Annotated in this window: 10 protein-coding genes and 4 pseudogenes; 11 read left to right on the top strand and 3 right to left on the bottom strand. The window is 39.9% G+C overall.

Annotated features, from left to right (window positions below):
- Positions 1-114: 114 nt before the first annotated feature.
- From KFZ56_RS17805 to KFZ56_RS17785, 5 genes and pseudogenes are all read left to right on the top strand, one after another.
- Entirely contained in the window at positions 115-1,746 is a 1,632-nt protein-coding gene (locus tag KFZ56_RS17805) for a glutathione ABC transporter substrate-binding protein (protein ID WP_222643451.1), read from the top strand.
- A gap of 94 nt (positions 1,747-1,840) precedes the next feature.
- Entirely contained in the window at positions 1,841-2,116 is a 276-nt protein-coding gene (locus tag KFZ56_RS17800) for a nitronate monooxygenase (protein WP_222643449.1), read from the top strand.
- Positions 2,117-2,158: 42 nt separating this feature from the next.
- Positions 2,159-3,510, top strand: a pseudogene (locus KFZ56_RS17795) (MATE family efflux transporter).
- A 114-nt stretch (positions 3,511-3,624) separates the two neighbouring features.
- Complete coding sequence (locus tag KFZ56_RS17790) at positions 3,625-4,233, top strand: lysozyme family protein (RefSeq protein WP_222643448.1); 609 nt, start codon at positions 3,625-3,627, stop codon at positions 4,231-4,233.
- A 39-nt stretch (positions 4,234-4,272) separates the two neighbouring features.
- The gene (locus KFZ56_RS17785) at positions 4,273-4,653 is read left to right on the top strand and encodes a RidA family protein (RefSeq protein ID WP_222643446.1); all 381 of its coding nucleotides are present in this window, start codon (positions 4,273-4,275) and stop codon (positions 4,651-4,653) included.
- An 87-nt stretch (positions 4,654-4,740) separates the two neighbouring features.
- Here the strand turns inward: KFZ56_RS17785 and KFZ56_RS17780 are convergent, their stop codons facing one another.
- Both KFZ56_RS17780 and KFZ56_RS17775 read right to left on the bottom strand, forming a co-directional pair.
- Positions 4,741-4,986, bottom strand: a complete 246-nt coding sequence (locus tag KFZ56_RS17780; RefSeq protein ID WP_222643444.1) for a YuzB family protein — start codon at positions 4,984-4,986, stop codon at positions 4,741-4,743.
- 120 nt (positions 4,987-5,106) lie between these two features.
- Positions 5,107-6,322: pseudogene (locus tag KFZ56_RS17775) on the bottom strand (MFS transporter).
- A 263-nt stretch (positions 6,323-6,585) separates the two neighbouring features.
- On the opposite strand from KFZ56_RS17775, the gene KFZ56_RS17770 reads away from it, so the two are divergent.
- The 4 genes and pseudogenes from KFZ56_RS17770 (at position 6,586) to KFZ56_RS17755 (ending at position 10,423) form a co-directional block, all read left to right on the top strand.
- Positions 6,586-7,461 (top strand): DUF1002 domain-containing protein, encoded by an 876-nt coding sequence (locus KFZ56_RS17770; RefSeq protein WP_222643443.1) that lies wholly within the window; start codon positions 6,586-6,588, stop codon positions 7,459-7,461.
- A 331-nt stretch (positions 7,462-7,792) separates the two neighbouring features.
- Positions 7,793-7,981, top strand: a pseudogene (locus tag KFZ56_RS17765) (transposase); the annotation flags it as partial.
- Positions 7,982-7,991: 10 nt separating this feature from the next.
- Positions 7,992-9,125: pseudogene (gene tnpB, locus KFZ56_RS17760) on the top strand (IS200/IS605 family element RNA-guided endonuclease TnpB).
- A gap of 458 nt (positions 9,126-9,583) precedes the next feature.
- Positions 9,584-10,423 (top strand): 3D domain-containing protein, encoded by an 840-nt coding sequence (locus tag KFZ56_RS17755; protein ID WP_222643442.1) that lies wholly within the window; start codon positions 9,584-9,586, stop codon positions 10,421-10,423.
- A gap of 94 nt (positions 10,424-10,517) precedes the next feature.
- On the opposite strand, the gene KFZ56_RS19745 is transcribed toward KFZ56_RS17755, so the two are convergent.
- Positions 10,518-10,649 carry a hypothetical protein gene (locus tag KFZ56_RS19745; RefSeq protein WP_255585206.1) on the bottom strand — a complete coding sequence of 44 codons (132 nt, stop codon included), beginning with the start codon at positions 10,647-10,649 and terminating at the stop codon, positions 10,518-10,520.
- Positions 10,650-10,860: 211 nt separating this feature from the next.
- Between KFZ56_RS19745 and KFZ56_RS17750 the strand changes: the two genes are divergently transcribed.
- The gene (locus tag KFZ56_RS17750; RefSeq protein ID WP_222643441.1) at positions 10,861-12,051 is read left to right on the top strand and encodes a glycine C-acetyltransferase; all 1,191 of its coding nucleotides are present in this window, start codon (positions 10,861-10,863) and stop codon (positions 12,049-12,051) included.
- 31 nt (positions 12,052-12,082) lie between these two features.
- Positions 12,083-13,027, top strand: coding sequence for an NAD-dependent epimerase/dehydratase family protein (locus tag KFZ56_RS17745; RefSeq protein ID WP_222643440.1), 945 nt, complete (start codon positions 12,083-12,085; stop codon positions 13,025-13,027).
- The last annotated feature ends 376 nt before the right edge of the window (positions 13,028-13,403 follow it).

The following is a 13,403-nucleotide window of genomic DNA, read 5'->3' as shown; positions in this document are numbered from 1 at the left end:
CAATTTTAACATTGAAAAAAATTAAGAAATCTTCTTGTGTTTTCAAAGTATATGGGTTATATTAAAGGTTAGTAACAGAATTATTACATATTAGAAACAGGGGGTAAATAACATATGAAAATATCAAAAAATTCATTGTTATTATTGGTTTTGGCATTCGTGCTCAGTCTCGTCCTCGCAGCATGTGCTAGTGAACCGGACGATAGTGGTTCAGATGACGGTGGCGATGGAGAAACAGCAGAAGACGGGGAAGTAGAAGGCGGCGAAGGCCAGGAAGGTGGCGATTTGGAAATCGCAAGGCTTTCTGACGTCACTGGGCTGGATCCTGCAGGTTCCAATGATGTTCCTTCCAGCGATGTCCAAGAAAATATTTTTGAAACATTAGTGAAACAAGATATGGACATGGAGCTGCAACCAGGTCTTGCTGAAAGCTGGGAAGCCGTGGAAGATGATGTATGGGAATTTAATCTTCGTGAAGATGTAACGTTCCATGACGGTTCGGAGTTTAACGCAGATGTTGTGAAGGCAAATATTGAACGTATTATGGATGAAGACGTAGCATCACCTCGTGCGTTCTTGTATGAGATGGTTACAGATATTGAAGTAGTCGATGATTATACGGTTCGATTCACAACAGAATACCCATTTGCTCCACTTCCTGCCCATTTGGCGCATACTGGTGGATCAATGGTGGGCTTAGATCAAATTGAGGAAGATTATGCTGCCATGGAAGATGGGGAAGAGCCGGGAAGTGTTATTAATGAAAACCCGATTGGCACAGGTTACTTTGAGTTTGACGAATGGTCTCCTGGTGAGCTTGTACGCTTAACCAAAAATGAAGATTATTGGGATGACCCTGCTTTACTGGATTCGGTAACATTTAAAGTAGTAGATGAAGATTTAACACGTGTGGCAGAGGTTACTACCGGTGATTCGCATATCGGGGATCCACTTAGCCCATCCGATGTAGAGCAAATAGAAACGACGGATGGTGTGCATGTACATGATCAAGCAAGTGTAAGCTTGTCTTATATAGGATTCAACATGCAAAAGGAACCGTTTGATGATGAACGTGTCCGTCAGGCCATTTCCATGGCTATTGATAAAGATCAAATTATTGACGGTATTTATGACGGTGTTGGTATCCCTGCTATTGGTCCAATACCACCGGATGTATTCGGTTATGATGAAAATGTATCCGGACTTGACTATGATGTAGAACAAGCAAAAGAACTGTTGGCTGAGGCAGGTTATGAAGATGGCTTTTCTACAACCATTTGGACAAATGATAACCGCGAACGTATCGATGCAGCGACAAACGTTCAAGCACAACTTGAAGAAATTGGAATTGATGCAGAGGTGGAAGTTATGGAGTTTGGTGCTTATTTGGAGCAAACAGCAAACGGCGAACAGGATATGTTCGTTCTTGGCTGGTCCGTAGCAACAGGTGATGCCGATTACGCGCTGCATCCACTATTCCACTCCGATAACCTGGGAGAGCCAGGAAACCGCACATTCACGGAAAATGATGAACTGGATGCGCTCTTAGAAGAAGGGCGTCAGGAAGGGGATCCGGAAGCGCGTGAAGAGATCTATAGTGAAGCGCAAGAGCTGCTTGTAGATATTGCGCCAATGTCTTACATCCATCACCAGGAATATTTATATAGTATACGTGATGAAGTAAAAGGATTTGAAGTACTGCCAACACAAATTATGCAGTTAAAAGATGTTTATATTGAAGAGTAGAATGGATGATAGAAAACAGTCCCTATTAATGGGGCTGTTTTTCCGTTTTTCGTATTGCTATTTGATGTTCAGGATAAACATGGAGGAATGACTTGTGAATACGTTTTTGGATATGGTTGATGTGGAGGTCCCAATTATTCAAGCCGGGATGGCATTTGTTAGGGAAGTAGAAGCTAGTCACGTTGAATTACTACTATTTCCAATCGAGAATGAGTTAACGAAAGATATAAGAGCAGCTGGTAAGAAACAGGGGATTGAAGATTTTCAATCATTGTGGGCCGGACAAGGAGTAGGTGCGGTTCAAAAAGAGGAAACAGCTGAGGAGATTATTAATGATTTTGTTGGGAAAGATGTAGGTTTTGTGGATTAGGTAAGTGGTAAGCATGAGTATCGCGTGAAAGGGTAGATACAAGTGGAGAAACAGCATGATTTCACAGAAGGTAATATATTAAAACAATTAATTATTTTCTCAGGGCCCATTATGCTAACGAATCTCCTGCAGACATCTTATCAATTTGCGGATAGTTTATGGGTTGGAAACTTGCTTGGATCGGATGCATTAGGAGCTGTATCCATATCCGGTGTGATTATTTTTACTGTCCTGTCGTTCGTGATTGGCTTAAATAATGCGGCGCTAGCGATACTTTCACAGCAAAAAGGAAAGAATAATGAATTCGGACTAAGGCGTTATCTTAATGCTTTTGTGGTGATTTTAACCATTATGGCAGTGATACTGGGGACGGCTGGATTCGTATTTGCGGAAGGTCTCCTTGGTTTAATGGGTACACCGGAGACCATGATGGCAGAGGCAAAGGCGTATTTGCAGATTAATTTTCTCGGAATATTATTTTTATTTGGATATAATTTTATTAGTACGGTGCTCCGTTCATTGGGAGACAGTAAAACGCCGCTGCGTTTTGTTGCAATTGCGGTTGCGATGAATATCATCATTAATCCATTGTTTATTGCAGGATTTAATCTCGGCGTAGAAGGGGCAGCATATGCAACGGTTGTTTCCCAGGGAACTGCGTTTTTATATGGCATCATTTATGTACTGTACCGTAAACTAGCACCATTCAGTCTCCCAACATTACCTTCCAGGCAGGAAGTTGGACTGATTTTAAATCTAGGGATTCCCTCCGGTCTGCAAATGGGCGTCATTTCTGCAGGATCTGCGGCTATCATGAGTGTTGTGACAACATTTGGGGGTCTGTAGTAGCAGGTTTTAGTGCCGCACAACGTTTGGATAGTCTCGTGATGTTGCCGGCTCAATCACTTGGCGTTGCTGTTAGTAGTATGGCAGGGCAAAATATTGGCGTGCGGGACTGGTCACGGGTGAAAGGCATTACAACGTATGGCGTGTTGTACAATTTGTCTGTAATGCTGGCTGTTGGAATAATGGTGGTCATTTTTGCCGAACATGGAATCAGGCTCTTTATCCAGGAAGAAGATGCTGTCCGATTTGGAACAAGGTACCTGCAAATTATTGCCTTATGTTATCCATTTTTGGGTATTAATTTTATCTTGAATGGAATCGTTCGTGCGGCGGGAGCAATGTACCAGGTACTGGCGTTAAATATTATCTCATTCTGGGTATTGCGTTATCCGTTAGCAGCGTTATTTTCTAGCTGGTTTGGTGATATGGGCATTGCAATTGGAATGGGCGCCAGTTTCATTGTCAGCAGTTTGGCTGCTTATCTCTATTATCGATTCGGTAAATGGCGGGAGAAGGAACTATTTGCAACAGCAGGGGGAAGTCAATGACAATCTTGTAAAACGAGTAGTGATAGAGTTGTTTCCGGATTGGATATTGGATGATAGACCATCATAATTATGATATAGTTATTGATATGTTGGTAGTTAAAAGGATAGATAGAAATGAAGCAAAAAACGAAAAAAGCAATAAGTAAGACAGCTGTGATTGCCATTTTTCTGTGCAGTTTATTTATTCTCATTTCCGTATTTTCTTATGAAAAGCCGGATAGACAGACACATCCTGAGATTAACGAAGAAGTAGAACATTACCGTCCGCTTGTAGAGGATTATGCGGATGAATACGAAGTTTCCGAGTATGTTGATGTGCTTTTAGGCATGATGATGCAGGAGTCCGGTGGAAGAGGGGATGATCCAATGCAATCCTCGGAGAGCTATTGTGGACAGCGGGGTTGTATCGAGGATCCGGAAACTTCCATTAAGCAAGGTGTTTCCTATTTTGCGGAAAATCTAAATGATGCAAATGGCGATCTTAGTTTGGCGATTCAGTCCTACAATTTTGGCAGTGGTTTTATTGACTATGCCCTCGGGGAGTCAGGCAGTTATTCACAAGAAACAGCGATTGCCTTTTCGCAGGAAATGTATGAAAATATGGATGATCAATCGGATTTTCGCTGTTTGCGTGAAGAAGCAGAGGAACTAGACGCGTGCTACGGCGATATCTACTATGTTCAAGCTGTGATGGAATATACAGATGTATTTGCCGCAAAATAATGATATAATCAGAGAAAACAAGCAAGGGAGGAATATGTAATGGTAAAAGGAATTCATACAGATAATGCTCCAGCAGCATTAGGCCCATATTCACAAGCGATTCAGGCGGGTGATTTCGTTTATGTTTCCGGACAAATTGGAATGGACCCAGCTACTTCAGAAGTGGTAGAAGGTGGGATTGAAAAGCAAACCGAGCAGGTGTTGAAAAATCTGCAAGCTATTTTTACAGAAGCCGATGTGGATTTTTCCCAAGTGGTTAAATTTACGATTTATTTAAGTTCGATGGATGACTTTGCAACAGTAAATGATATTTATGGGGCCTATTTAAGCGAGCCATACCCATCTCGGGCAACGGTTGAAGTAAGTCGCTTGCCGAAGAATGTACTTGTGGAAATGGACGCTGTTGTATATACGAAATAAGTTGGAAGCACTTACGAAGAAATTTTCAAATCAAGTTTCGACAAAATATTTCCCGGGAAATAGAACGACCATAAAAGAAGAACTGGCTTATTGATAAACAGCCAGTTCTTCTTTTATTGCTTCTCTTATTTTATCTAAACATGCTTCAGGTGTGTTACCGAAAATGCGTCTGTTATTAACTAGTGCGTATGGTTTCACTCGGCACAGGCCGCAAAAGGATAAACATTCATTCATCAATACGGCTACTTCCGGAAATTCTTTTTCGATGATTTCTTCTATATTAATGGTAGTGATTGCATTTCCGTCACAAACCTCAACAACGACTATTCCCACTACGATCACTTTCTTTCTAGAGCATAAGGTTTGAATGCCTTTGTAATGGCTTATTTATTTGTAACATATTGACGCGGCCAAATCAATCGTTCTGCTCGATAGATGCTTTTTTCAAAGTCCTTATCCTCGATGGGAGTGGGGTGAAAGCCTCGAGGAATATTTTGATTTTGGTGCGTATTCGCTTCTGTACCAGGTAGTCAACATGAGTAATCCGCTTAATAGGAGCAAGGCGCTTGTTACAAGGAATACGGCTGAGAACCCGAAGAATCCTGCGATCATTCCCCCATTGCCGGGCCAATCATATTTCCAAAGAAACGCAAGCTGGTGTTATATCCAAGCACTTCACCTTGCATTGATAATGGAGCCTCTTGGCGGATATATGCAATCCGAACAGGTATAATACCTCCAATAGCTACCCCAAGTAAAAATCGTAGAATAGTTAGCTGCCAAATGTTGGTAACAAATGCTCCAGGGAAGTAAACAACCCCTGCCATGAAAAGCAAAATGATTAATATTCGAATGTAGCCGACTCGATCACCTAATTTCCCCCAGCTTCGAGTCATTAATAAATTCCCAAGTCCTGCTGCGGAAAAAGCCAAACCGGAGAAAAAGGCAATGTTGACAGGTCCATGTATTTCAGCCACAAACAAAGATAAAATCGGCTGAATGCTGAAATGAGCAATTTGAACAAGCGCCGAAATGAGCATGACAACAAGTAAAACAGGCCTTTTTGTAATATATCCGATTACTTCTTTACTGGAATAGGACCTATAATCACTTTCGTCGTCCGTAGATGTTAGTTTAAATTCTTTTATACCAAATAAAACAATGAATGCGGAAAGAAATACGGTAATAGAAACCCATTTAAACGTGTCTCCGTAGCCGAATGTGTCAGCTAAAACACCTCCAAGCATAGGACCCATTAATGTCCCGGTGATGCTTCCTGTTTGCAATGTCCCGAGTACCCTTCCAGCAATATGCTTTGGGGTTTGCGTGGAAATAAATGCTTGAGACATCGGAACAAATCCGGTTGCGATACCCATCAGGAGGCGAAGTATAAATAATTCCCATACGGATGTGGCAAATCCCATTAATAATACGGATAGACCAATGCCAAAGGCGGAAAAAATTAAAATCTTCTTCCTACCATACTTATCTCCAATTCGCCCCCAGATTGGTGAAACGATAAAAGCTGTGACGAAGGTAATCGCAAACGTAAAACCAGACCATGTCTGTACATAGCTATCCGAGAAATTTCCAAATGATTCGATGTACAAGGAAATAAATGGAACAACCATGGTCATACTTCCACCAACAAAAAATTAGCAAACCACATGATTGCTAAATTACGCTTTGCAATTTGTTCTTGATTGATGATTGTGATGCCCTTCTTTCTTACAATTTATTTCGTTACCCTAAATATATCGTATTTCACGGCAGAAAGAAAGATTAATGCTCATATCATGAATTCGAAAAAATTCAAAGGAAAAGATGTTCACATGATACGAAAAAAGGTATAATATGATTGAATATAGGGTTGCCTTTTGGAGTGTACTAGCATAGGGTGAGTTATAAGTAAAAATAAAGGAGAAATAAAACATGACGCATAAATGTAAAACAATTGGCGCTTTGTTTCTAATGGTAATGTTGGTTATAGGGATAGCTGCCCCTGTTCATGCAACTTCCGGGGAGGTTGTCATATATGGGGAGCAACTAACGGATCAGCAGCGTAATGAGATACGTAACATCTTGGAAGTGAGCGACTCTGATGCCATTCAAGAATATGATGTCAATGGACAAGACTACGCGAACTATATTAATGGGAATCCGAATTCGAATATGTATTCATCTGCAAAAATTACCTTAGAAGGAAGCGGCGCAGGATTAACAGTGAATATTGTGACACCGGATAATATTACAGAGGTTACCAATGAAATGTATGCAAATGCGCTCCTGACAGCTGGAGTTGAAAATGCAACCATAGATGTTGCCTCCCCAGCTGCAGTAACTGGACATTCTGCGTTGACAGGTATTTACAAGGCGTATGATGTAGAAGGCGAGGAGCTCGATAAGGAGCGAATGGAACTGGCGAATGATGAACTGAATGTAGCAACAGACCTGGCAGAAGATGAAGATATGTCTCAGGAAGAAGTAAGTGAGCTGTTGACAGAAATTAAACAAATGATTGCTGATCAAGACCCGGCGACAAGAGAAGATGTCGAGCAAATCGTCCAAGAGAAACTGGATAATCTGGAAGTATCACTCAGTGAAGAAGATAGGCAAATGCTTGTCGATCTTTTTGATAAAATGCGTGATTTGGATATTGACTTTGACCAGGTGAAAAGCCAATTGGAAGATATTGCTTCTACCGTTAGCGATAAAATGGATGAATTAGGATTGGACGCAGGATTTTGGGAAAAGGTCGGCAACTTTTTTGCAGAGTTATTTGAGTCGATACGTAATCTTTTTAAATAGTTGATGAGGAGGTATTTCTTTTGAATGGTGAGATCGTCCTAGAGAATCTACATCAGCTAAGCATCCTATTACTAGTAATATGTTCGTTTTTTTATTGGCGTCATCTAAAAAATATCAAGCGTGAACGAAAACTTTCTGCTTTCGAATATATTATGTATATCATGACCCAAGTTGCCTATGTTGTTTGGGCAGCCACCTTTCTCCTTCTTATGCTTGGCACATAAAAAGGGAGAAACCCTCTACGTTGGGTAGCAGATGTGTTTCATGATCCCTTTTTATCATTTTCCGACAGAAGACTCCCTCTTCAATCGTGTGAAGGGCGAAGCCCAACGATAAGGGGGAGATGAATGTAAATGCTTATAAAAGTGCAAGTTCTCGTCTGATAAAACGTGACTTCCCACAAATAAGAAAAAAACTATGGAAAGAAATGTTTTGGTCAAGAAGTTTTTGCTTACTAACTACTGGTGGATCTCCAATCAACGTCATTAAAAAGTACATTGAAAATCAAGGTCTAAAGTGAGGTGGAAACAATGCTAGTCAACAAAGCGTACAAATTCCGTATCTATCCAACCAAAGAGCAGGAAATCTTAATTGCTAAAACAATAGGGTGTAGTCGTTTTGTATTTAATCATTTTTTAGATCAATGGAACGATACATACAAAGATACTGGCAAAGGATTAACTTACCATTCATGTTCTACAGAATTAACACAACTAAAAAAGGAATTCGTATGGCTAAAAGAAGTTGATAGTGTTGCCCTTCAATCTTCGCTGAAAAATCTTGCTGATTCTTATACTCGGTTCTTCAAGAAACAAAATAAAGCACCACGCTTCAAATCTAAAAATAATAAAGTACAATCCTACACGACGAAAGAAACAAACAATAACATTGTGATTGTAGACAGCAACATCAAATTGCCGAAACTTGGTCTTGTTCGCTTTGCCAAAAGTCGTGAAGTAGATGGTCGCATTCTTAATGCTACTATTAGACAATATCCTAGTGGTAAATACTTTGTATCTATTCTTGCAGAAACAGTAGTACAGCCATGGGAGAAAACGGAATCATCTATTGGTATAGACTTAGGCATCACTGACTTTGCCATTATTTCTGATGGTCGCAAGATTGACAATAATAAATTCACATCAAAAATGGAAAAGAAATTAAAACGTGAACAGCGAAAACTTTCAAGACGTGCATGACATGCAAAAAATAATGGTGTTAACCTTCTAGATGCAAAAAACTATCAGAAACAAAAGCGTAGCGTTGCTAGATTACACGAAAGAGTAATGAACCAACGTGACGATTTTCTTAACAAGTTAAGTACAGAAATAATCAAAAACCACGATATTGTCTGTATCGTAGACTTGAACACCAAAGGAATGTTACGTAATCATAAGGTAGCAAAATCAATATCTGATGTATCATGGTCTGCCTTTGTAACTAAGTTAGAATACAAAGCGAAGTGGTATGGTAAAACCATCGTGAAAATAAGCAGATGGTTTCCGTCTAGTCAAGTATGTTCCGATTGTGGGCATCAAGATGGCAAGAAATCTCTTGAAATAAGAGATTGGACTTGCCCTGTTTGCCACGAACATCACGATAGAGATATAAATGCAAGTAAAAATATCCTAGCCGAAGGTTTAAGAACTTTAGCTTTGGCTTAAACAAAAAACATAGAACCGTAGGAATCTACGGGGATAGCTTGGTCTATTAAGAGAAACCTCTGTTGGTAAAGAAATACGCTAACAAGTATGCTCTATTCCCAAGAATCTCCCACTTCAAACAAACCGAAAGGGTGTTAAGTGGCGAGTAGTTCAAAAGTATGGCTGTTTGTAAATCTTCGCGGTGAATAAAATGTGGTGTAGTAAATTTTATTTGTAATCAAAAAAGGGCATCCACATGAATGGATGCCCTTTTTTGATTACAAAATCTCGCATTCTATTACGACAATAAAACAAAACGCTCATATAAGAACTTTTATATCAAAACTATTACAATTTGTAATATAGATCTCCTTTTGGGTAATTCTTGTAATAGACTTTTAAAATTCCTGTAACTGTATTGTTTATAAACATGTGTTAGTATGAAGCTTGTCAGAAATTAAAGGGAGGGACTACTTAAAGTGAAAAAATTAGTAGCCACACTAGCAACGAGTGTCATCATTGCTGGTACAATTGCAACAACCACATCAGCAGAAGAAATTGAGGTTCAAAAAGGAGACAGCCTCTGGGATATAGCAAATGAACACAATACAACTATCGAAGAATTGGTAGATATAAATGAGTTAAAATCAACCGTCATTCAACCAAAACAAACAATATCTACTACGGACAATAACGATAATGAAACATATGTAGTAGAAAAAGGCGATACATTAAATGGTATCAGCAATGAATTTGATGTGACGGTAGATAATTTGAAAGAATGGAATGACCTTTCTTCCGACATCATTGGAATTGGACAAGAGTTAAGCATCGATGGTGCGAATGTTGAACAGGAAGAAGCTCCTGAAGCAACAGACGAAAAAGAAACAACAGAAGCAACAACTACACAAAACTCAAACGAAAGCAATCAATCAGAAAGTGCTGAGTCAAGTGAACCGAAGGCAGAAAATACTGCAGCAGAATCTGATTCAAACGAACAAGAAAATGACTCAGGGCAAAAAGCAGATGGTGAAACAATATCTGTCTCCGCTACCGCGTATACGGCTAATTGTGACGGGTGTTCCGGTCTTACGTCAACAGGAATTGACTTAAACGCAAACCCGGACAAAAAAGTAATTGCTGTTGATCCAAGTGTTATCCCACTCGGTTCAGAAGTATATGTTGAAGGCTATGGCCATGCAGTAGCAGGTGATGTTGGTGGTGCAATTAACGGTAATAAAATTGACGTACATGTTTCCTCAGATGAAGAAGCTAGCGACTGGGGCGTACGTACCGTCGATGTTACAATTGTAGAATAATAGTCTCATATAAAAGGGAAGTATCTGTTAAAAAGTATCTGTTAGTAGGATACTTCCCTTTTTTTATCCATTTTCAAACGTATATATTTACATCTTAAGAGATTATTCTAGTGGAATTACTGGTATCCTCTATACTTTCACCTGGCTGATCTGCAGACTGTACATAGCCTACAATCCCAACCCCCAGAATCATTGCTATAAATAATGCAACTAATAGTTTTTTCATTCTAATTCCTCCAAAATTCTTATCTATAGAACAGTATAATAAAGAAAATAGAAATTCACCATAGATTTAGGTGACATATTTCGGTTTTAACCTTACAATTTTGTAAGGTTTAAGTTGGTGGGTATTTTCACTATTATTCATGTAAACATTTTCAGGAAATTATGTTAAACTTTAATTGTAAAGCGCTTACATAATAAGGGGGTATGCTCGTATGTCCAGTAATAAATTGGATATGTTTATACATGAACATATCACTGATCTAAAAGAACGCGGTCTCTATAATGAAATTGATTCGATTCAGGGAGCGAATGGACCAAAGATCACAATCAATGACAAAGTACTAATTAATCTTTCATCCAACAATTATTTAGGTCTTGCTACAGATGAACGCTTAAGGGAGGTAGCCAAAGAAGCAGTAGTTTCATATGGTGTAGGGGCAGGCGCAGTCCGTACGATAAATGGAACACTGGATCTCCATCTTGAACTGGAGAAAAAGCTTGCGGATTTTAAAGGGACCGAATCTGCAATTTCTTATCAATCAGGATTTAATTGTAATATGGCAGCCATTTCTGCAGTGATGGATAAGAATGATGCGATTCTTTCCGATGAATTAAATCATGCCTCCATCATTGATGGCTGTCGCCTATCTAAGGCGAACATCATTCGTGTTAATCACTCGGATATGGATGACCTGCGTCAAAAAGCGAAGGAAGCAGTAGAATCCGGCGCGTACAATAAAGTGATGGTCATTACAGATGGTGTATTTTCCATGGATGGTGATATTGCAAAACTACCTGAAATTGTTGCTATCGCCGAAGAATTTGATCTGATTACTTATGTGGATGATGCCCATGGATCAGGAGTACTGGGAAAAGGCGCCGGAACGGTGAAACATTTCAACCTTCAAGATAAAGTAGATGTTCAAATGGGCACATTGTCCAAAGCGATTGGGGTTGTCGGCGGGTATGTTGCAGGAAAAGAAAACTTGATCGACTGGTTGAAAGTACGATCCCGTCCGTTCTTGTTTTCCACAGCTGTTTCTCCTGCAGATGCAGCTGCTAGTACAAAAGCGATTGACATACTCATGGAAAGTACCGATTTAAATGAGCAATTATGGGATAACAGCCGTTATTTAAAAGCTGGATTAAAGGAATTAGGCTTCGATATTGGGAAAAGTGAAACCCCCATTACACCATGTATGATTGGGGATGAAAAGAAAGCTCAGGACTTCAGCAAACGCTTAATTGAAGAAGGTGTGTATGCGAAATCCATTGTATTCCCCACGGTACCAAGAGGGACTGGGCGCCTGCGTAATATGCCAACCGCAGCACATACGAGAGAAATGCTTGATGAAGCTATTGCAATGTATGAAAAGATTGGAAAGGAAATGGGCTTGATTTAAATTTACAAACAGATGAGAAAGGGTTTGGGAAATGAAAAAGATTCTTGTTACAGGAGCGCTTGGACAAATTGGTTCAGAGCTTGTGGGGAAATTACGAGAAATCTATGGAACGTCACATGTGATTGGAACGGATATACGAGAATTGGAAGAAAAAGAAGGAGAAGGTCCTTTTGAAGTAGTAGATGTAATGGATGCGGACCAATTATTTTCCGTTGCTAAGAAATATAATGTAGATACAATGATGCATTTAGCTGCACTATTATCAGCAAAGGCGGAAGCTTTCCCCAGAGTGGCATGGGATCTGAATTTAGGTGGTCTTTTTAATGCATTAGAAGTAGCACGGGAACTTGAGCTGCAGTTTTTTACTCCGAGTTCTATCGGTGCATTCGGACCATCCACTCCAAGAGATAATACGCCACAGGATACATTGCAACGGCCTACAACGATGTATGGTGTCAATAAAGTCGCAGGTGAATTACTTTGTGACTATTATTATAGTCGTTTTGGCGTAGATACCCGTGGTGTTCGTTATCCTGGGTTAATTTCGCATGTTACGCCTCCAGGTGGTGGAACAACAGATTATGCTGTTGAGATTTACTATGAAGCGATGATAAACAAAACATATACTTCCTATATTAGTGAAGGTACGTATATGGATATGATGTATATGCCGGATGCTTTGGATGCCATTATTCAATTGATGGAAGCGGACCCAGGCAAGCTCATTTCTCGTAATGCATTTAATATTACCGCAATATCCGCAGCACCGGAGGATTTTGCAGCCGCCATCCAGAAGCATATTCCGGAATTTACATTGTCCTATAACGTTGATCCCATCAGACAGGAAATTGCAGATAGTTGGCCAAATAGCATTGATGCTTCCGCGGCGAGAGACGAGTGGGGATTTCAGGCAGTGTACGATATGGATACGATGACGAGAGAAATGCTGGAAAAAGTGGCAGGAAAGCTTGTATGATGTGAAAGGACGCTCTCTTTTGATGAAGGGGGCGTTTTTTTGGGTGAAGCGGCGGGCAATGAATTTGGTGTTAGTGCTGAAGAATAGAAGGGGAGTGCTGATATCTTTGTTGTTGACGCTGATGAACGTGATGTGAGTGCTGAAGCCATTGGTGTTAATACTGAAAGATGTGATAGAAGTGCTGATAACTGAGTTTTAACCGTTGATAAACCAAGCGTTCCTGCTGATAATTGATAATTGGGGGGGGAGTATAAACTCTAGCTTCCGTATCGCCCCATCTACCCAAACGCAAAAAAGAGTGTGCATCCTACCTGTATGCAAGCACTCTTTAGACACTGTTTTAACTCTACTTACAAGGAAAATAGCGTAATTTAAG

The organism is Virgibacillus sp. NKC19-3 (assembly GCF_019837165.1).
Taxonomy (GTDB): Bacteria; Bacillota; Bacilli; order Bacillales; family Amphibacillaceae; genus Virgibacillus_L; species Virgibacillus_L saliphilus.
This window is presented reverse-complemented; position numbering and strand designations above follow the sequence as displayed.

Excerpts from the sequence above, each read along its gene's own strand:
- KFZ56_RS17790 (WP_222643448.1), top strand. The coding sequence starts at position 3,625 with ATGAAGCAAAAAACGAAAAAAGCAATAAGTAAGACAGCTGTGATTGCC.
- KFZ56_RS17745 (WP_222643440.1), top strand. The coding sequence starts at position 12,083 with ATGAAAAAGATTCTTGTTACAGGAGCGCTTGGACAAATTGGTTCAGAG.
- KFZ56_RS17805 (WP_222643451.1), top strand. The coding sequence starts at position 115 with ATGAAAATATCAAAAAATTCATTGTTATTATTGGTTTTGGCATTCGTG.
- KFZ56_RS19745 (WP_255585206.1), bottom strand. The coding sequence starts at position 10,649 with ATGAAAAAACTATTAGTTGCATTATTTATAGCAATGATTCTGGGGGTT.
- KFZ56_RS17785 (WP_222643446.1), top strand. The coding sequence starts at position 4,273 with ATGGTAAAAGGAATTCATACAGATAATGCTCCAGCAGCATTAGGCCCA.
- KFZ56_RS17750 (WP_222643441.1), top strand. The coding sequence starts at position 10,861 with ATGTCCAGTAATAAATTGGATATGTTTATACATGAACATATCACTGAT.
- KFZ56_RS17770 (WP_222643443.1), top strand. The coding sequence starts at position 6,586 with ATGACGCATAAATGTAAAACAATTGGCGCTTTGTTTCTAATGGTAATG.